This window comes from Shewanella pealeana ATCC 700345, from assembly GCF_000018285.1.
Lineage (GTDB): Bacteria > Pseudomonadota > Gammaproteobacteria > Enterobacterales > Shewanellaceae > Shewanella > Shewanella pealeana.
Genome location: NC_009901.1, coordinates 2,020,619 through 2,040,323 on the forward strand (window position 1 = coordinate 2,020,619; position 19,705 = coordinate 2,040,323).

Sequence of the window (19,705 nt, forward strand, 5' to 3'; positions counted from 1 at the left end):
TAAAAGAATGGTTGTTCCCTTGTGAAGCTATTCAACGCAGAAGTCGTTATCGCTAACTAAAGGCGTAGTCGTCAGATACAAAAAAGCCTGCGTCAGCAGGCTTTTTTTCAAGGATTAAAACAAACGGGCTAATTAAGCTTGTTCGTTTTGTGCCGCTTGAATCGCAGTTAGAGCGATAGTGTAGACGATATCGTCTACTAGCGCGCCGCGTGATAGATCGTTCACTGGCTTACGCATACCTTGAAGCATAGGACCAATAGAGATCAAATCAGCACTACGCTGTACCGCTTTGTATGTTGTGTTACCCGTGTTTAGATCTGGGAATACAAATACTGTCGCTTGACCAGCTACAGGGCTGTTAGGCGCTTTAGAGCGAGCAACGTTTGGCATCACTGCCGCATCGTACTGTAGTGGACCGTCGATCATTAGATCTGGACGTCTTTCTTGAGCAATACGAGTCGCTTCACGTACTTTATCTACGTCAGAACCTGTACCTGAACTACCTGTAGAGTAACTGATCATTGCAACACGTGGCTCAATACCGAATGCAATTGCAGATTCTGCAGATTGAATCGCGATATCGGCTAACTGCTCAGCGCTTGGATCTGGGTTAATCGCACAGTCACCGTAAATGTATACTTGATCAGGCATTAGCATGAAGAAGATAGAAGATACTAAGTTTGAACCTGGTGCAGTTTTGATTAACTGTAGTGGTGGACGAATTGTGTTAGCTGTAGTGTTAACCGCACCAGAAACAATACCGTCTACTTCACCTTGAGCAAGCATCATAGTACCTAGTACCATGTTGTCTTCTAATTGCTCTTTAGCAACAACTTCAGTTAGGCCTTTACCACGACGTAGCTCAAGCATAGCTTCAACGTAACGGCTACGAGATGCTTCAGGATCAACGATTTCAACGCCGTCGCCTAATACAACACCTTGCTGGCTTGCAATACGTTCGATCTCTTCGCGGTTACCTAAAAGCACGCAACGGGCAATACCACGTTCAGCACAAATAGCTGCAGCTTCGATAGTTCTTGGCTCGTCACCTTCAGGTAGTACAACTGTCTTACGCGCAGCACGAGCAAGTTCAGTTAACTTGTAACGGAATGCTGGTGGCGATAAACGGTGTTCACGTGGTGAGTTCTTAGTGATGCTTTCAACCCAGTTTTGGTCGATATGGCTAGCAACAAACTCTTGTACTTGTTCAATACGTACAGCGTCATCTACAGGCACTTCGTGATCGAAACGCTGGATATTTAAAGCTGTCTGCCAAGTGTTAGTATCGATTAAGAATACAGGTAGACCAGTTTCGAAAGCTTGTTCACAAAGCTCCATGATCTGTGGCTCAGGCTCATAACCACCAGTTAGTAGCAATGCGCCGACTTTAACGCCGTTCATTGATGCTAAACATGCTGATACGATAACGTCTGAGCGATCGCCTGAAGTCACTAGTAGTGAGTCAGTTTTAATATGAGTAACCATATTAGGGATGCTACGTGCACAGAAAGTCACTTTACGCATACGGCGAGTGTTCATCTCACCAGCGTTGATGATTTTAGCGCTTAAGTGCTTAGCTAGATCTGATGCACGAGGTGCAACAAGGTCTAGGTTGTAAGGCACGCTACCTAAAATACGTAGTGGGCTCTTACCTGGCAGCTGGAACATGCTTGCCGAATCAGGGCGTGGCATTTCGTCGTGATCAAATACTTCAGATAAATCAGGACGTGCACGGCCTTCGTCATCTACTGGCGCGCCAATTTTGTTGACGATAGCACCAATTAGACGTTTGTTTTCAGAGCCACCCCAAGAGTTATGAGAAATCTCTAGGCGGTTCATTAATGCTGTTGCACTTTCGTTGCCAGGTGTAGCAACAAAAATGATGTCTGCATCAAGTGCTTTAGCGATTGCATGGTTAACATCGCTAGAGAAAGGATGGTTACGAGTTTGAACCAAACCTTCAACGATCAAAGTTTCTGTATCATCAGCACATTCAGTAGCGCGAGCAATAATCTGCTCCATCAACACGTCAGTTTGATCAGCACGAATTAGCTTTTCTGCGTGTTCCATCTCGAATGGCTCAAGTGGATTAACGGTTGGAGACTTGCTCAAAATTGTCGTAGAGCGCTCTGGACCATTGTCGTTTGGACGTTGTTGGGCGATTGGCTTGAAAAAGCGTACTTTAACGCCATGGCGCTCAAGTGCACGAACCATACCTAGGCTGATGGAAGTTAAACCAACGCCAGTACCCACTGGAATGAGCATAATGTTACGAGACATATTGACCTCTTGAAACTCGGTGATGCCATACAAAGTATGACTAAAATCTTTACTGCGCTAACTGCAGCTAATACTGAGTATTAGCTGCATTTTCTTGCATTATTACTTGATTAGCTCGATTGCGTCTTGCGCAATAACCCACTCTTCATTAGTAGGGATAACCATAGCAACAGTACCTTCGTCGGTAGTGATCTGGCCACCGTTACCGAAACGAGCTGCAGCGTTACGCTCTTTATCAACGTTGAAGTTGAAGATCGCTAGAGAGTTAAGTACTTTCTCACGGATTAGGTCAGAGTTTTCACCGATACCGCCAGTGAACACTACAGCGTCAAGACGCTCTAAAGGTACAGTGTAAGAAGCGATGTACTTAGCTAGACGGTAGCAGAAGATTTCTAGTGCTAGCGTAGCGCCTTTATGACCACTTCCGAAACCTTCTTCGATGCCACGGCAATCGTTAGTAAGCTCAGAAATACCTAGCAGACCACTTTGCTTGTTCAGTACAGATTCAACTTCATCTAGTGTGTAACCTAAACGGTTAACTAGGTGGAAGATAACTGAAGGGTCAAGGTCACCACAACGTGTACCCATTACCAAACCTTCTAGTGGAGTTAGACCCATAGAAGTATCAACACTCTTACCGCCTTTAATAGCAGTAACTGATGCGCCGTTACCTAGGTGAGCACAAATGATGTTTGTGTCAGCTTCGTCTTTACCTAGTGCAGCAGCTGCTTCGCGGCTGATGAATAGGTGGCTAGTACCGTGCATGCCATAGCGACGGATCGCGTTTTCGCGGTATAGCTTGTATGGAAGTGCGTAGATGTATGCTTTTTCTGGCATAGTCTGGTGGAACGCAGTATCAAACACGGCTACTTGTGGTAGGGCAGGGAATGAAGCTTGCGCAGCACGAATACCGATTAGGTGAGCTGGGTTGTGAAGAGGTGCTAAAGTTGCACAATCTTCAATACCGTGAATAACTGATTCGTCAATAATTACTGAGCGAGTGAACTTCTCACCGCCGTGTACAACACGGTGACCAATTGCTTGGATCTCTGCTGCGATTTCTGGGTGAGCACCTAGAATGTCGTTAACAATGTATTCAACTGCTTCTCTGTGAGCAGTGAAAGCACCTAGGCTCGCTTCACTCTTTTGGCCGTTAACTTTCCACTTGATTCTAGAATCTTCTAGACCAAAACACTCAGCTAGACCTGAAATTTGGTCATCGCCAGTAAGCGCATCAATAACGGCAAACTTTAGAGATGAACTACCACAGTTAAGCACCAATACTAGTTTGTGTGACATGTTTAAACCTTTCGCAATAAATGGTGAAGTCGTCTGACTCACCGAATAACAAAACTTCATATGGCAACTATAGCCGAAGTCGTAAAGTATGCTCTTTTAAGGAGCAAAATTTGTGTCTTACTCAGTGCTAGCCCTTGGGACAAGCTGAGTGTTTATGCTAAAGTTAGGCTGTATTATTATTTATAGGTGCCATCTTTGAGCATTCAAGTTCTCAAAACCTTAGGTGTAGGTCGTCGTTATATGAAGACCTGGCCTATGGTTCGACAACTCAGTTATTACTTTCCTGAGTATCGCGTTATGCGAGCCACTAAACTTGCATTGCCGTTAATGCCATTTTTGGCTTTATTAGCGGCAGCAAGCCAGTTATACCTACATGGCTGGAGTTATTTACCCCAAGCGATAACGATTGCATTGTTCTTTATCAGTTTACCTATACAAGGCTTACTCTGGTTAGGTTGGCGTTCTCGCCACCCTTTACCGTTATCTTTACTCGACTGGGGCAACCAGTTATCAACTAAGTTAATGCAAATGGGCATTCACTGTCAGCCGCTTGGTGCTAAGGCGTGTTATTTCGATATGGCGCTAATTCTAAAAGCGGCCTTCGAACGCCTAGATGCCAGCTATTGGGAAGAGCTCTAGCTGATTGTTCTAATATTTTACGCGGTTAATAAACCGCGTTCATTCCCATATCGGTAAAGACTTTCTTAATTTGTTCCATGGTTTCAGTACTTGGCGGTGAGATATTATTAAGCTCATAATCCATACCCATGGCTTCCCATTTATGCTTGCCTAGCTCGTGGTAAGGGAGTAACTCGACCTTTTCCACGTTTTTCATTGGTTGAATAAATTCAGCTAAGGCTTGTGCTGATGGGATATCGTCGGTGTAACCACCAACAACCACATATCGAATCCATGCTTTTTGCCCACGCTTGTGCAAGTGTTCTGCAAACTGCAGCGTACGCTGGTTACTGACATTAGTGAGATCAATATGCTTTGCATCATCAATCTGTTTAATATCGAGCATCACCAAATCTGTGTTATCGAGTAGTTCATCGATAATCGGTGTGTGTTTACGAACAAAGCCGTTGGTATCGAGACAGGTATGGATACCTTCTTTCTTACAGGCTTTGAAAAGTTCAGCTACGAAATCAGCTTGGATAATCGCTTCTCCGCCGCTTGCGGTCACACCACCGCCACTGGCTTCAAGAAAAGGTCGATAACTAATGATTTGACTCATTAAGTCATCGACTTTCATTTCTTTACCACCGTGTAAGTCCCAAGTGTCGCGGTTATGGCAGTATAGGCAGCGCATTAAGCAGCCTTGCATAAAGGTGATAAACCGAATGCCAGGACCATCTACTGTTCCAAAAGATTCTATTGAATGAATCCGACCGATAACTGCCATTTAAACTCCTGTTTAGCTGATGCTTGCTTAAGCTAGCATCAGCTCAATCGACACTTAATTAAACTTACAGACCTTTAGTGAAGGTACGGGTAATAACGTCTTGCTGCTGTTCTGGTGTTAGAGAGTTAAAGCGTACTGCGTAGCCAGAAACACGGATAGTTAGCTGTGGATACATATCTGGATTAACCACTGCATCTTCAAGCATTTCGCGGTTCATAACGTTAACGTTTAAGTGTTGACCACCTTCACGGTTCTCGTTGTGAGCGAAGTAACCATCCATAAGCGCTGCAAGGTTTGTCTTACGTGCATCATCATCTTTACCTAGTGCGTTAGGTACGATTGAGAATGTGTAAGAAATACCGTCTTGAGCGTGAGCAAATGGTAGTTTAGCTACAGATGTTAAAGAAGCGATAGCGCCTTTTTCATCACGACCGTGCATTGGGTTAGCACCTGGAGCAAATGGTGCACCAGAGCGGCGACCGTCAGGTGTGTTACCTGTCTTCTTACCGTAAACCACGTTAGAGGTAATGGTTAAGATAGACTGAGTTGGGATCGCGTTACGGTACATCTTCATGTTACGGATCTTCGCCATGAAGCGCTCAACCAATTCAGTAGCGATATCATCAACACGTGAGTCGTTGTTACCGAACTTTGGATAGTCGCCTTCGATGTCGAAGTCTACAGCAATACCGTTTTCATCACGGATTGGCTTAACAGTTGCGTACTTAATCGCTGCTAGTGAGTCAGCAGTGATAGAAAGACCTGCGATACCACAAGCCATAGTACGACGTACGTCTCTGTCATGAAGAGCCATTAGTGCTGATTCATAAGAGTACTTGTCGTGCATGAAGTGGATAGCGTTTAGTGCAGACACATATTGTGTAGCTAACCAGTCCATCATAGTGTCTAAACGACCCATAACGTCATCATAGTTCAATACTTCGTCTGTGATTGGCGCAGACTTAGGACCGATTTGAGCGTTAAGCTTTTCGTCAACACCGCCGTTGATAGCGTAAAGCATAGTCTTGGCAAGGTTTGCACGCGCGCCGAAGAACTGCATGTGTTTACCAACAACCATTGGGCTTACACAACAAGCGATAGCGTAATCGTCAGATTCGAAATCTGGACGCATTAGGTCATCGTTTTCGTACTGGATAGAGCTAGTATCGATAGATACTTTAGACGCGTACTTCTTGAAGTTTAGCGGTAGTTGCTCTGACCATAGAACCGTGATGTTTGGCTCTGGGCTAGGACCCATGTTGTACAATGTGTGTAGGAAACGGAAGCTAGACTTAGTAACCAATGTACGGCCGTCTAGACCCATACCAGCGATAGACTCAGTAGCCCAGATTGGGTCGCCAGAGAATAACTCATCGTATTCTGGAGTACGTAGGAAACGAACCATACGTAGCTTCATTACGAAATGGTCAACCATTTCCTGAGCTTGTTGCTCAGTGATCACGCCATTCTTGATGTCGCGTTCAATGAAGATATCTAGGAAGCTAGAAGTACGACCTAAAGACATAGCCGCGCCGTTCTGGCTCTTAACTGCAGCTAGGTAGCCGAAGTAAGTCCACTGGATAGCTTCTTGAGCGCTAGTCGCAGGTAGAGAGATGTCGAAGCCGTAGCTTGCTGCCATCTTCTTCATTTGACCTAGTGCTTTGTGCTGCTCAGCAATTTCTTCACGAAGTTGCATAGTGTAAGACAAGTTTTCGCCAGTTTCGAAATCAGACTGAAGAGAAGTGAACTGAGCAAACTTGTCCGCCATTAGGAAATCAATACCGTATAGCGCTACACGACGGTAGTCACCAATGATACGACCACGGCCGTATGCATCTGGTAAACCAGTCAATACGCCAGACTTACGACAACGCATGATTTCTGGAGTGTAGATATCAAACACACCTTGGTTGTGTGTCTTACGTAGCTCTGAGTATACGTATTTTACGTCAGCGTCTAGTTCACGGCCGTATGCAGCGCAAGAACTTTCAACCATACGAATACCACCGTTTGGCAACATAGCGCGCTTAAGCGGAGCTTCTGTTTGCAGACCAACGATAGTTTCTAGATCTTTAGTAATGTAACCAGCTTCGTGAGAAGTGATTGTTGATACGCGAGATGTATCAAAATCTACAGGAGCGTGAGTGCGGTTCTCTTCCTTAACGCCAACCATAACTTTGTCCCAAAGTTCGGTTGTTGCTTCAGTAGCACCAGCAAGGAAAGACTCGTCGCCTTCATAAGGAGTGTAGTTAGCTTGAATAAAGTCACGCACATTGACTTCAGTTTTCCAATCGCCAGCGGTGAAACCTTCCCACGCGGTTGCAAACTGTTCAGTTTTTTCGGTCATCGTACTATTACCTTCTGTTTGAGATAAGGTTATTGGGTATCGATATAGGCTCAAAACGAGGCGTGCGATACACCAATAGTTAAGTCTTAAACGCCCCAACAGGCCAAAGGCCTCATAACGCTTGGTGCGTTTTCGAAGTGAATTCACTTCATATAATCTGTTTGGTTTGTAAGTCTTTCATTCCTCAGCACTCATCTCTGGCTGAAGGCTAAAATTGGTAAGACCAATTAACCATGAGTATATTAACATAAGCAGAGATAAGCTGCATCTTAATACGGTTAGTTTGGCCTGCAATTTTTAAAAACTGTCGTCCATGCATCAGTTTTTAACCAAAACGGTATTTGGTTCTAACACTAATGTCTGTTGCAAGAACAGTGATAGCTAAATAAGTTATCAACAATTAAACATTTGGCCAAAATCACCAACAATCACACTTTAAGGTGTTTGCTAGCCGTTTGATGACAAAGTGTTTTAATATGTTCTGCTACCTATTATCGGTAACATTGATGATAGTGTTAGGAAGCGAGAAGAGTCACTCTTCTCGCTATCTATTTTATAAAAGAGCTGGGATACCAGTGATCATACCCACTGCAAGCATAGCCGCTAAACAGATCACAAAAGCAAGACCTGGAATAACGATACGGTCAACCACAGATAGTGATTTAGCACGCTCTTTGTCACCGATCAGTCCGTTATTGTCTAGGAACATAGTTAATGCCCAAGCCAGAACTGGGTTTGCAACAAACGCGGCAAAAATACAGATACCGGCAGATTGGCTGCTCTTAGTGTCCTTCACCATCTGCATACCCGCTTCAAGTAGAGGCAAGAATACGCCAACAAGTAGTGCGATAGACATTACTGGTTGCCATACTGCGATATCCATAGGGTAACCAATAATAGCGACGATGATACACAGGGTACCCAGTAAGATTGCACCAGCAGGAATTGGACGTTTTGCCGTTGCTGCAGGGATCATATAAGTTCCCCAAGATGAAGTAATGTTACCACCACCTACAGCTGTACCAACGATTTGACGCAGTGAACAGGTAGTCATAGTGTCATCAACGTCCATTAATACCTTCTCTGCGCCTTTAGGGTAGTTAAGCTCTTGGAAAATACGGTGCCCTAAGAAGTCTGGAGACCACATAGCAACGGCCAAGATTGCAAAAGGTAGAGAAGCAATGAAATGTTGTAGGTTAGGTAAGCCTAACTGCCAACCATGTTCCGTAGAACCCCACCAGTACACAGGGTTTAGGTTCGGAATCCCAGGCTCAGTCACAAATTGTAGATCTAGGCCTGCACCTAAGCCGAATGCCATCGCTACTGCAGCAATAGAACACAGTGGAATTGCTAGCCAACGCTTACCAATCTTTGCTAAAACGGCATATAAGACCACATTGGCAAGTAAGATAAAGAAGGCTACATAACCTAAGCTGTAATCCAGGTTATGTTTAGACTGTAGGTTACTAGCCCAATCAAATAGAGAACTAATTTGACCTTCAGCGCCCATAAAGCCAAGGAAGACTAATAGGCCGCCTGCAACCCCGCTGCTGGTCAGGTTGACTAAGCGAGAACCACCTTTTACATAGCTTAATATGAGACCAAACACGCCCAGTAAGATCGCCAGAGCTAATGGATGTGCGCCAGCCAAGGCAATCGCACCGATAAGAGGGATCATCGGGCCATGGTTACCAGCTAAGTTAGCTTTTGGGTTAAAAAAGCCTGAGCTGAGGATACAGAATAGTAGCGCTGGAATAAGCATTTCAACACGAACAACCTGAGTCGCAAATTCTGCGCCTAGGTTAATATGATCCCATCTTTCGCTAAGACCCGCAGCCCAAGCTGCCATAACGGCCGAGTACATAACGGTAATACCAATAGTACCTGCAATAGCTGGGACAAAATCTTCCCATTCAAAACGGAAATCACGACCTGGAAGGTTTAGACCCCAACGTCTAGGCTTCATGATTTTCAGCTCATTGTCTAAGTACTCTTCACGAGTTTCAAACTCAGACGCTGGACGGTGAAGCTCGCGATAAGATTTCGTCGAGTCTTCCATTTGTTCGTTTTTCACTGTTTCTGACATAATTTCTCATTCTCCGAGAAGAACATAGTGATTCATCTAATGCGATGACAACTTTTAGTGGTCCTTGAGTATTAACTTTAGTATTAGGCGCTCGCTTAGCTGCACCATTTACTGAGTTAACTTACCTGCACAATGTGACAAAAACAGGAAACCTGATTTTGTCGGCTATACAGTTGTGTTCCCTTACAATTTTAATTTAATTGGTAAGACCAATTTACCTTATAAATATTAACACATAGGGCGACCGTCTTCATTAAGTATCAATATTATTGAATTAGGTGTTTAAGCTATTTGAGATCCAGTTAACAACTTATATAGGGATCGCTAAACAAATAAGGAGGCGGCATATATATTGCAAAGGCTTGCTGTCGCGGTTTTGCATGCATCTGCGATACATGGTCGAAAATGGGTTGCTTTTGCGTGCCTAATCACACCCTTGCCTGTGTGTGCGATCCGGCCTGGTGTTGTGGTGCCGCGGTGTGTGCCCCTGGTCACACTTATTCGTTTTTGGCACTTAATAGTTTAGATAGCTAACTTGGTTTTTCCATCTTTAGTCCTGCAGTCATTAAACTTCAAAAATGCTTATACGATCACGAAGTTTGCTGTTATCAAGCTCGACACATCCAAAATGCTTTCATTGTGTTAACCCGTTGTTAATTTTTGGGTGGGTGCAACCTGCGCCTAAGTCGCTGTAAAATAAGACTTTGCCGTCTTCCTCCCTCATATGTGTGAAACCTTAAATTAACCGCAGGTATCAAGAAGTTTGATACCAATCATGATTATTATCAAATTTTATCGGTTGGTATTTCTAAATATACTTGTGAGCACCAAATAACGGTTAGTTGATATAAAGGAGGAATAGAGTAATGAAAATAACAGACTTCTACGTTTCTAGTTGGAGTGGAATAAATGGCGTCTAATCAAGTGGTTAAAGAACAGGTGCTAGTAAACCCTTTACAGCAAAGAGCTGAGAGCCCCAGAGCCGAACTACTAAGTCTATACCAACATGCCGAGTATTATGGCAAGGCAAAGGTGATTAAATCGGCATGGCAGTCCTTTGGTTTAGCTGCATTTGCTGGTGCTTTTATTGCCTTGGCGTTTGTTTTTTATATCACAGTGACAACGGGAAGTGATGGGTCGTGGGGCTTAGTGCGTCTAGCGGGGGGACTCGCATTTAGTTTAGGTCTGATGTTAGTGGTTATCTGTGGCGGCGAGCTTTTTACCAGTACCGTTCTGAGTAGCGTTGCCTGGGCTCAAAAGCTTGTTACAACACGAGACCTTATTAAATGTTGGGCTCGAGTATACCTAGGTAACCTCATCGGCGCCGTGATCATGTTGAGTTTGATTATGTCTGCTCGAATGTACGAACTCGACGGGGGCCAGTGGGGGATCAATGCACTAAAAATAGCACAGCATAAGCTGCACCATAGCTGGGGGCAGGCCTTCGCTCTCGGTGTGTTGTGCAATATGTTGGTTTGCTTGGGCGTGTGGATGACTTTTTCGAGTCGTGACGCACTTACCAAGGCGATCTTACTTATGCTTCCCGTAGCTATGTTTGTCAGTAGTGGTTTCGAGCACAGCATTGCGAACCTGTTTATGGTGCCTCTTGGGATCACCATCCATCAGTTTGCCGATCCCGCCTGGTTTGAAGCGCTAAACATTAGTCGCGATACGTTTGCGGATCTGACTCTTAGCAATTTTATTTTTAGTAATCTTATTCCTGTGACCTTAGGAAATATCGTCGGTGGTGGCGTTTTTGTTGGCTTAGGCTACTGGCTTATCGAAAAGTCAGATCAAAGCGCGAATGCTTCTTTTACTCATCGTGTACCAAAACTTGAAACATCGGCTCAAATACATCAAATACCAACTTCTGGAGTACTCATCAAAATGCCTAAAACAATAAAAAAACTATCAGTAAAAGATCTTATGGATCCAACGCCACTGACTCTCTCTTCTGAGCTGTCTGTCTATGCTGCGTTGAGCTTACTTGCAGAAAATGAGTGTCGTAGTGCACCAGTCCTCGACGAAAAAAAGCGTTTGCTTGGTTTTATCTCACAGCAAGATCTACTTCGTAGCCTTTGGTCTGAAGAGTTTGCCAGAGGTGTTTCATGTAAGGTTAGTGATCTGATGCAAACGGAGGTGATGACGTTATCGCCACAGGACTCAGTTGCTGAGCTGATAGAGTTAATGGTTGTCGATAGAAGTAAGTTATTCCCGGTGAACGAGCAGGGGATCTTAACAGGGAATACTTTTAAAAGTTATGAGGAGCGACTACGCAGTGCGTCGCCAAATAAGCCTAGTGTTTTTCCTGTTTTAGATAATGGCCTACTGTGTGGGGTGATCACGCGTGAGGCGATAGCCAAAAAAGTGTGCGACATTTATAGAGTCTAAATCTTTAGGCTAAAAAGATAAAACGGGACGATGATTATCGTCCCGTTTTTTTTACTTCTTTATCTGCCGATTACGGCACAATCTTTTTGCCTCTGTGATAAGACAGTCCCGTAAAGGGTTTTCACCTGAGTCTGCCCGCCAGATGAAGGAAAGGTGACGCTGCATGTTAATTTGGGGGGTAGGCAGGATAACCAACTCACCGCTAGCAACTTCCTTCTCAACATCCAGATAGGGTAGGCTGCTAATATATTGTCCATTTTTAACTAAAGCCTTTAAGACCGGAACCTGTTCGTATTCCTTCCACACATTAAGCTTTTCGATAATACCGTGAATAGCCCCTTCGAATATTCTTCTTGTTCCGGCACCTTGCTCTCGTAAAACCCATTTTGCTTGCTCTAGTTGAGATAAACTAGCGCTTGCATGTTTGGCATAGGGGTGATTGGGTGATGAAATGACTACTAGGTGATCATCAATCCACTTCTCTTTATGTAATCTAGAGTCGTCATTTCTCCCCTCAATAATCCCGAGATCGAACTCATAGTTGAGTAAGCCTTCAATCACATTTTCGGTGTTTTCTACCGAAAGTTCTATTCTTAGCTCAGGAAAATCAGTATCAATTCTACTGATGAGTTCTGGGATCAAATGTTCAGCAGCGGTTTGGCTTGAGCACAACCTGAATTGACCGCTAATAAGGTGCTGTTCATGAAGACCTAATTCGATATGTTGGGCCTCTTGCAGTAAGCGTCTCGCTTTGGGACGTAACCAGTTTCCCCAATGGCTTAATGTTAGCCGATTTCCTTGGCGGATAAACAGTGGACGCCCTAGCAGATTTTCCAATTGTCCAAGCGACATACTGACTGCCGATTGGGTCATCGATAATTTTCTTGCTGCAGCACTGACACTTTCTAGGCTCGCTACGGCGTCAAAAACGGTGATTTGCTTGAGTGAATACTTCATCTGTATACCTACGGCTTCCCTATATGAAAATAACGACAATTGAAACTATCAATAAAATTGATGGTTCAGGCGTCGATTTTAAAGTGTGTATAGAGGTGTAACAAGTAGAGTCAGGCTTGCTATAGTAGAAGTTAGAGCAACCTCACCCTTTTTAGGTAGATAGCAGATGACTTAAGTTTGTATTAAAGTTTTTTCTCGGTTTATCTGTGGGTTACGTATTTCGTATTTTTAGATTACGGAAGTGGATAAGCGGGCTTTTTGCATTTTTACTGTGAGTTGATGCAATTATCTTGGTACTCTTTTGACTCCTTATCATGTTTCTGATTTTTGCTTTCAAGCTGTGTCTAGCATCTTATGCCATTATTGATTAAAATTACCCGCTTGAAAATCCATTCTTAGCTGTGACCTTCCACTTATGAGTTTGCTGACCAAAATCTCATTAATACTAACTTTTAGCTACTTTGCCTTCTGGTGTTTTGGCCCCCTCTGGCTCAATGAACTGGGCAATTGGTTTGGCTTACCCCTGTGGTTTTGGTTTTCCTGTATCTGCGCGCCGCTTCTATTGATAGTGAGTCTTAGCTTTTTGCTCAGCAAAGTTGTAGAGAATGACGATGACTAGTCTGTTGCCTGTGTTAATTTATCTGGTTTTAAGCTTGGTTATCACTCGAGTCTGGAGTGCGCGTCAATCTCAGCAGCTCTGTGACGATAAAGCTCAGCGCTTCTTCATTGGTGGTGCTTTTCTTAGCGGCCCATTATTAGCATTAACTCTGGTAGCAACCTATACCAGTGCTGGTTCGTTTATTGGTGGTCCAGGAGCGGCTTATAAATTCGGTTTGGGGTGGGTTTGGCTAGCCGTGATCCAGGTGCCAGTGGTTATTCTTACCTTGGGTGTGTTAGGGCCTAAGTTTCTCGCGCAAAAAAAACAATACAGCACCATTATTGAATGGCTAGACCACCGTTTTCAAAACAACTGGTTAAGTGCTATTGCCATGTTGAGCTTGGTCGTTGGTTTTGTGGCGATGATCTCGGTGCAGTTTATTGGCGGCGCACGATTACTCTCTGGCGTCACTGGGATCAGCTATGAATTAGGTTTAGGGGTATTCGTGCTTACGGTCTTAGCCTATACCTTAACCGGTGGTTTCAGGGCGGTCGTACTCACTGACGCTTTGCAAGGCATGGTGATGCTATTGGGATTAATCATCCTATTGCTCGTCATTCTTACTCAGCCCGACCTAAGCGCTCAACTTGCTCAGCAGACCGCTAAAACGCCGCAGTTATTAAGCCCTCATGGTGTTGATGACTTTTTAGGCTGGCCTATGATGTTGTCATTTTGGGTGTTAATTTGCTTCGGCACTATGGGATTGCCGCATACGATTGTTAGGCTGCTGGCGGTTAAAGATCGCCAGTCATTAAAAAAAGGCATGCTTTGGGGCACCATAATCTGCTTTTTGATGACACTGCTTCCGCATTTGTGTGGCTTCCTCGGTCGGGCGCTGTTTCCTGACTTAACGGTACCCGATCAGATAATGCCGACCCTAATCGCTCAGCTCATGAGCCCATTTTGGGCGGGTATTTTACTCGCCGCACCGATAGCCGCAGTTATGTCATCAGTTGACTCTATGTTGTTACAGTCGGCAGTGAGCATTGTGCGTGATGGCATGGTCAAAGCTAGACCACAGATGGGGGCAACTATACAGGTGCGTTTGACCCAAGTGGTGATGCTGCTTATTACGGCATTAGCCTGCTTCTGGGCTGTAAAGCCTCCGGATATGATTGTATGGATTAACCTAGCTGCCTTTGGTGCCCTGCAAGCGGTATTTTTATGGCCTATCATAGCGGGATTATTCTGGCCAAGTGTTAATGGGCATACGGCTCTAGTTGCTATGTGCAGCGGTATGGTTAGCTATTTAACTCTTCAGTTGCAGACACCACTGATTTTCAACATACATCCGATTGTTCCCGCATTGCTATTTTCGTTACTGATGTTGGTTACTAGTCACTTAATTAGCAAATCCTTTGTTAAGGGTTCTATTGAAACTCGTTAAAATTGATGGCAGCCTTGGCTAGCCAAGGGCCAGCCATTGGTTTATATTTGCCGCCATATAATAATAAAATGGTGGCGAAATGGACCCTGTTAACTCTTTTAATACGCTTGAGGATCAGCCTGTTACTGCAAAAGTAACGTGGAAAATGCCTGATACCTTAGTCATTATCTTCTTCGTTGCCATTGCTGCGGCCCTTCTGACTTACTTTGTACCTATTGGTTCTTTTCAAACTCAAGATGTTACTTACGTTGTGGATGGAGTGGAAAAGAGCCGTAGTGTGATAGATCCCGATTCCTTCGCCTACGAGATCAACGATAGCGGCGAGCCTATACTACAACCCGTTGCGTTTTTTGAAGGACACGGTGGAGTAGGCTTCTTTAACTTTGCCTTCGAAGGACTGGTGTCAGGCTCTAAATGGGGCAGCGCCATTGGCGTCATCATGTTTATGCTCGTTATTGGTGGTGCCTTTGGCATAGTGATGGCAACGGGCACCATAGATAACGGTATTTTAAAGCTTATCGATCGCACCCGCGGCAACGAAGCGCTGTTTATTCCAGTGATTTTCACTCTATTCTCTCTTGGCGGGGCCGTATTTGGTATGGGGGAGGAGGCTATCGCGTTTGCGATTATTATCTGCCCGCTGATGATCCGCTTAGGTTACGATGGCATTACTACAGTGATGGTGACCTATGTTGCAACTCAGATAGGTTTCGCTTCGTCTTGGATGAATCCCTTCAGTGTCGCTATCGCCCAAGGGATCGCTGGCGTACCTGTGTTATCGGGTTCTGGTATGCGTTTTGTTATGTGGGCCAGTTTTACCCTGATGGGGCTTATCTTTACCATGCGCTATGCCGCTAAAGTTAAAGCGACTCCTACGCATTCTTTTAGTTTCCAGAGTGATAGCTACTTTAGAGAAAATCTAAAAGATTCCAAACTGGAAAGCCGTTTTAACTTCGGTGATATCTTGGTATTGCTCACCATTTTCGCAACGGTTGCGTGGATCATCTGGGGTGTGATTGCCAAGGCTTGGTTTATCCCCGAGATTGCCAGTCAATTTTTCACCATGGGAATTATTGTCGGCATTATTGGCGTTGTTTTTAAGCTTAACAATATGGATATTAATACCGTGGCGAGTAGCTTTAAGCTGGGCGCCGCGACTATGCTTGAACCTGCCGTTTTGGTGGGGTGTGCGTCGGGGATCTTGTTGTTGCTTGGGGGCGGTGATGCCTCAACTCCCAGTGTGCTTAATACCATACTCAGTAAAGCGGGGGAGTTTATCGGTCAGCTACCAAGCGTGATGTCTGCTTGGTTTATGTACGTGTTCCAATCGGTGTTTAACTTCTTTGTGACTTCAGGCTCAGGGCAGGCGGCACTCACCATGCCATTAATGGCACCCCTTGCCGACTTGGTTGGCGTGACTCGCCAAGTGGCAGTGTTGGCATTCCAATTAGGCGATGGCTTTACTAACATATTGGTACCGACATCGGCATCCTTGATGGCAACATTAGGCGTGTGTCGTGTTGACTGGGGGCAGTGGCTTAAGTTTATCTGGCGCTTTATGCTGACACTGTTTGTGGTTTCAAGTGCAATCGTGATCGGCGCGCACTACATGGGCTTTAGTTAACTATTAGATTTAGTTAATAGTATTCAGTTAGTAATGGTATTCAGTTAGTCCCAATTCTAGAACAGCAGTGTTTAAATCATAAAAAACGGCATCCTTGGATGCCGTTTTTATTCTCATAATTGAAGGCCGATAATTTTACCTTCAACAAGCAGTTTAATACCGTTAACTCTTAATCATTGCTGTGCTGGCAAGAATACTCGATTTGTAATGGACCAAATATCTGAACGCTACATAGCCAACCACAAGTGTCGCTATGATTAACTCAACTTTTGCCGTGATCAGTAGGTCAAAAGATAAGGTGCTCATACCGTATGTGGCGACAAGCCAATGTACAGTCTTAAACAAAGCGGTTGCACCAATAACCATTGGGAAGGTGAAAGCCGCATATCCTGGTGAAAATGGCAGTCTGAGTAAGTGAAAGAAAGCCAGATAGATAACGCTGGTCATCAAGAGTGCGAGAGTAAGCAATACCCCTACGACAATGATTGATGGCTCACTGGATATGGTTAAGTATCCTGCTAAAGATAAGCTCGCTGGTGCGGCTAGAATCGCGATAGTGGGTTTTGCTGCATCGGCAATTGGCTCACAGAAAATCAATCGATAAAGCATAACGGGTAGCATCACCAGATAACTCACCATACCAAACGTGAGAATTGCATCGGCTAGCCATTGATATTGCATTTCAGAACCGTGAGGGAATGAGACTGCTGCAACGATGATCCCGATAGGCGGTACGAACCAACTTGGTACCATATGATCAAGCTTAAAGTCGATGGCGCGGTAATAGACAAACATAGATAAGAACACAATATGAATGGCGATAGCGACCAGCCATAATCCCACTGCCACGGCGTGATTAAATTGCCCAAGAGCTGCCGATACCACCATCAGTCCCATTGCAAAGGTGGGAATAACGCTGCCAACGACGGGATGAGTGAGTTCTTCAATGAGCACTCTTGGGTGAAGCACAAATTTCATCACTAACATAAGTAGCATCACAGCAGCGATTGATGCGCCGACTAATTGGCCATTACCATCCATGCTAGGCACCATACTTTCCCATGCCCAGCCTAAGCTACCGATAGCTAAAGCCAGTCCTGCCATAGGACTTGGTAGGCGTGACACTCTGTGTCTTAGTTTATTGTTAGTCGTCATTACGTTTTCCTCGAACCAATCTTTATGCCGCTATACTATTCCGTTCGCTTGATAATTAAAATTGAAGTTAAATTAAGCTTAGCTTCAATTTAATTTAACCTTGAAATACAAACGTTAAATTTTAGCCCGAGTGCTAGTGATTGAGCTCTAGTGATTGAGCTCTAGTGATTGAGTTTCAAGGTTTGAGCTTGCAACGTAGCAAGGTATGGCCAAGGCCGATATTGTCGATATCTTCATCGACGAACAGTCCTGCTTGACTGATCAGCTTGAGCAAGGTTTTACTGTGATACATGCGGCTGTTGCCATTGGCGATAGCAGTAAAATATAGCGAGGTCGCGTTGACGCAATAGGCGCCAGCTTCAAAGGGTTGACGATCCCAAAACGTTTCTAAGATACAAAGCTCACTGCTAGATGTCATAACCGATGCGGCGCGTTTTAAAATGCTGAGGATTTCAGACTCTGAGAAGCAGTCTAAGAACTGACTCATCCAGTAGAGATCACCATTTTCACAAAATGCCTTAGTTTCATCGAGTAGATCGGTAACGAAAGGTTTAATTCTCTCAGAGACTCCAGCTTTTTGAGCATTTTCCATAGCAACATGCAGTTGTCCTGGCAGGTCCATGATGGTCACTTGAACCTGACTGTCAAAGCCTGTGCAGGCGAGAGCCCATTTACCGGTATTGCCACCTACATCGACAATTTGTTTAGGCTTAGATTGAAAGATAAGTGGCAACAAAGACTCAAATGCATGATCTGAGTAGTAGTGATCGAATTCAAACCAGCTCTTTTTTATTTCATCGGGTAATTGGCTCAATCCAGGGTAGATGGTTTGCCAATCGCCTAGGCTAGCTAATCCTTTTGGTTTGCCTTCAATAAGCGATGCCTCTAACTCAAATAGGCCCTGATAACAGACATCATGAGTGAAGTTAAGGTTGGTCTTTGCCATATCATCATGTAGCAGAAAGTGGCCAATCTTATCGAGCACGTATTTGTCATCATTGAGATACAGTAGCCCCATACTTAGGCCCATATCCACAAGTACTCCTACGGCATATTCAGATAGCTTTGATTGCTGGGCTAATTGGCTAAGGCTACTGCCGGCGTTACCGCTGTCAGAGATAAACTGCAGTAAGTTAAATTTTAATAAGCAGCGTGCAACCTGAAAACTTATGGGAGCAAAAGCGATTTTTTGTGCTTCAAATTTTGCGTCAAATGCACTGATCGAGAGGGGAGAGCGATAAAAAGACATAAGTTAAACCAAGGTAAGCTTAGAGAGTATTAGTGGAGACAAATTTTACATGTTACAGTTTGTTAATTGTTTGAACTTGATCCGACTTCACGCGGTTAAATGTGACTTTAATCGCCTCTAAGTGGGGTTAGACCATATTATCTGGATATTTATTAGTCTAAAGGGAAGCGTTATGTTTGTACCTCTGACCTATGTCGGACATCAGTCAAACCGTAGCGATGGCCAAGCACGCCGTATTGAAATATTAGAAGCAACATTACGCTTAATCGTAAAAGAGGGGATCCGCGGGGTTCGTCATCGCGCGGTCGCTACCGAAGCTAATGTGCCATTGTCGTCAACAACTTACTACTTTAATGACATTAAAGATCTCATCAGTGATTCGTTAACCTACTTTGCCGAAAAGACGCTGTGGATGAATAAGGCGTTAGAACATAAGAGTTACGCCTTGGTTGAGAGTGTGAGGCTAGAACAACAGACGGCGGATGAGTCGCAGATGAAGGCGTTTATTATCGACAATCTCAGTCAATTTATCTGTGAGCATATTAAAGATCAGTTAGCTCATCGAGACGACAGGATTTTGGAGGTCGCGTTTCATGAAGAGGCGTTACGTAACCCGCAATTGGCAGCGGCAATCACTGCATTAGATAAAACCTTTCTAGATAGTATTAAACATTTTTTTGCTGATATGGGGTCAATTTCGGCTAATGCTGACGCACATCAGGTGTTAGCTATAATTAAACTGCTCGAGTACCAGTACCTTATTCGAACAAATATCGATGATCATGCTTTGCTAGAGATAGTCAGCTCAACGGTCTCGCATATTGTGATGGCAATAAAAAACCCAAGCTAAGGCTTGGGTTTTTTATT

The 19,705-nt window shown here is 44.3% G+C and carries 14 protein-coding genes; 6 read left to right on the top strand and 8 right to left on the bottom strand.

Features of this window, described 5'->3' with window-relative positions:
• Nucleotides 1–132: 132 nt before the first annotated feature.
• Nucleotides 133–2,280, bottom strand: coding sequence for a phosphate acetyltransferase (gene pta, locus SPEA_RS08775; protein WP_012154912.1), 2,148 nt, complete (start codon nt 2,278–2,280; stop codon nt 133–135).
• Between the two features lie 102 nt (nt 2,281–2,382).
• The gene (gene ackA, locus SPEA_RS08780) at nt 2,383–3,579 is read right to left on the bottom strand and encodes an acetate kinase (protein WP_012154913.1); all 1,197 of its coding nucleotides are present in this window, start codon (nt 3,577–3,579) and stop codon (nt 2,383–2,385) included.
• A 195-nt stretch (nt 3,580–3,774) separates the two neighbouring features.
• On the opposite strand from ackA, the gene yfbV reads away from it, so the two are divergent.
• Entirely contained in the window at nt 3,775–4,218 is a 444-nt protein-coding gene (gene yfbV, locus SPEA_RS08785) for a terminus macrodomain insulation protein YfbV (protein ID WP_012154914.1), read from the top strand.
• Between the two features lie 25 nt (nt 4,219–4,243).
• On the opposite strand, the gene pflA is transcribed toward yfbV, so the two are convergent.
• The 3 genes from pflA to SPEA_RS08800 form a co-directional block, all read right to left on the bottom strand.
• Nucleotides 4,244–4,984 (bottom strand): pyruvate formate lyase 1-activating protein, encoded by a 741-nt coding sequence (gene pflA / locus SPEA_RS08790; RefSeq protein ID WP_012154915.1) that lies wholly within the window; start codon nt 4,982–4,984, stop codon nt 4,244–4,246.
• 64 nt (nt 4,985–5,048) lie between these two features.
• Complete coding sequence (gene pflB / locus SPEA_RS08795) at nt 5,049–7,331, bottom strand: formate C-acetyltransferase (RefSeq protein ID WP_012154916.1); 2,283 nt, start codon at nt 7,329–7,331, stop codon at nt 5,049–5,051.
• 553 nt (nt 7,332–7,884) lie between these two features.
• Nucleotides 7,885–9,417: a DUF3360 family protein gene (locus tag SPEA_RS08800; protein ID WP_012154917.1), complete on the bottom strand. Its 1,533-nt coding sequence runs from the start codon at nt 9,415–9,417 to the stop codon at nt 7,885–7,887.
• 909 nt (nt 9,418–10,326) lie between these two features.
• On the opposite strand from SPEA_RS08800, the gene focA reads away from it, so the two are divergent.
• Entirely contained in the window at nt 10,327–11,808 is a 1,482-nt protein-coding gene (focA, locus tag SPEA_RS08805) for a formate transporter FocA (RefSeq protein WP_012154918.1), read from the top strand.
• Nucleotides 11,809–11,859: 51 nt separating this feature from the next.
• On the opposite strand, the gene SPEA_RS08810 is transcribed toward focA, so the two are convergent.
• Nucleotides 11,860–12,765, bottom strand: a complete 906-nt coding sequence (locus SPEA_RS08810; protein WP_012154919.1) for a LysR family transcriptional regulator — start codon at nt 12,763–12,765, stop codon at nt 11,860–11,862.
• A gap of 415 nt (nt 12,766–13,180) precedes the next feature.
• Here SPEA_RS08810 and SPEA_RS22735 point away from each other — a divergent pair, with 415 nt between their 5' ends.
• The 3 genes from SPEA_RS22735 (at nt 13,181) to yfcC (ending at nt 16,434) form a co-directional block, all read left to right on the top strand.
• Complete coding sequence (locus tag SPEA_RS22735) at nt 13,181–13,384, top strand: DUF997 family protein (RefSeq protein WP_083766676.1); 204 nt, start codon at nt 13,181–13,183, stop codon at nt 13,382–13,384.
• Complete coding sequence (gene panF / locus SPEA_RS08815) at nt 13,377–14,810, top strand: sodium/pantothenate symporter (protein ID WP_041410896.1); 1,434 nt, start codon at nt 13,377–13,379, stop codon at nt 14,808–14,810. The genes SPEA_RS22735 and panF overlap by 8 nt, the downstream gene beginning before the upstream one ends.
• Nucleotides 14,811–14,889: 79 nt before the next feature.
• On the top strand, nt 14,890–16,434 hold the full coding sequence (gene yfcC / locus SPEA_RS08820; protein WP_012154922.1) for a putative basic amino acid antiporter YfcC: 1,545 nt from the start codon (nt 14,890–14,892) through the stop codon (nt 16,432–16,434).
• A gap of 162 nt (nt 16,435–16,596) precedes the next feature.
• Here the strand turns inward: yfcC and SPEA_RS08825 are convergent, their stop codons facing one another.
• Both SPEA_RS08825 and SPEA_RS08830 read right to left on the bottom strand, forming a co-directional pair.
• Complete coding sequence (locus SPEA_RS08825; protein ID WP_012154923.1) at nt 16,597–17,589, bottom strand: TDT family transporter; 993 nt, start codon at nt 17,587–17,589, stop codon at nt 16,597–16,599.
• A gap of 175 nt (nt 17,590–17,764) precedes the next feature.
• Nucleotides 17,765–18,838: a methyltransferase gene (locus SPEA_RS08830; protein WP_012154924.1), complete on the bottom strand. Its 1,074-nt coding sequence runs from the start codon at nt 18,836–18,838 to the stop codon at nt 17,765–17,767.
• Nucleotides 18,839–19,010: 172 nt separating this feature from the next.
• Between SPEA_RS08830 and SPEA_RS08835 the strand changes: the two genes are divergently transcribed.
• Complete coding sequence (locus SPEA_RS08835) at nt 19,011–19,688, top strand: TetR/AcrR family transcriptional regulator (RefSeq protein ID WP_012154925.1); 678 nt, start codon at nt 19,011–19,013, stop codon at nt 19,686–19,688.
• The last annotated feature ends 17 nt before the right edge of the window (nt 19,689–19,705 follow it).

Bases quoted from the DNA above. Each gene is read 5' to 3' on its own strand.
- SPEA_RS08810 (WP_012154919.1), bottom strand. From the start codon at position 12,765: ATGAAGTATTCACTCAAGCAAATCACCGTTTTTGACGCCGTAGCGAGC.
- panF (WP_041410896.1), top strand. From the start codon at position 13,377: ATGACTAGTCTGTTGCCTGTGTTAATTTATCTGGTTTTAAGCTTGGTT.
- pflB (WP_012154916.1), bottom strand. From the start codon at position 7,331: ATGACCGAAAAAACTGAACAGTTTGCAACCGCGTGGGAAGGTTTCACC.
- SPEA_RS08830 (WP_012154924.1), bottom strand. From the start codon at position 18,838: ATGTCTTTTTATCGCTCTCCCCTCTCGATCAGTGCATTTGACGCAAAA.
- focA (WP_012154918.1), top strand. From the start codon at position 10,327: ATGGCGTCTAATCAAGTGGTTAAAGAACAGGTGCTAGTAAACCCTTTA.
- pflA (WP_012154915.1), bottom strand. From the start codon at position 4,984: ATGGCAGTTATCGGTCGGATTCATTCAATAGAATCTTTTGGAACAGTA.
- ackA (WP_012154913.1), bottom strand. From the start codon at position 3,579: ATGTCACACAAACTAGTATTGGTGCTTAACTGTGGTAGTTCATCTCTA.
- SPEA_RS08800 (WP_012154917.1), bottom strand. From the start codon at position 9,417: ATGTCAGAAACAGTGAAAAACGAACAAATGGAAGACTCGACGAAATCT.
- SPEA_RS08825 (WP_012154923.1), bottom strand. From the start codon at position 17,589: ATGACGACTAACAATAAACTAAGACACAGAGTGTCACGCCTACCAAGT.
- SPEA_RS08835 (WP_012154925.1), top strand. From the start codon at position 19,011: ATGTTTGTACCTCTGACCTATGTCGGACATCAGTCAAACCGTAGCGAT.
- SPEA_RS22735 (WP_083766676.1), top strand. From the start codon at position 13,181: ATGAGTTTGCTGACCAAAATCTCATTAATACTAACTTTTAGCTACTTT.
- yfcC (WP_012154922.1), top strand. From the start codon at position 14,890: ATGGACCCTGTTAACTCTTTTAATACGCTTGAGGATCAGCCTGTTACT.
- pta (WP_012154912.1), bottom strand. From the start codon at position 2,280: ATGTCTCGTAACATTATGCTCATTCCAGTGGGTACTGGCGTTGGTTTA.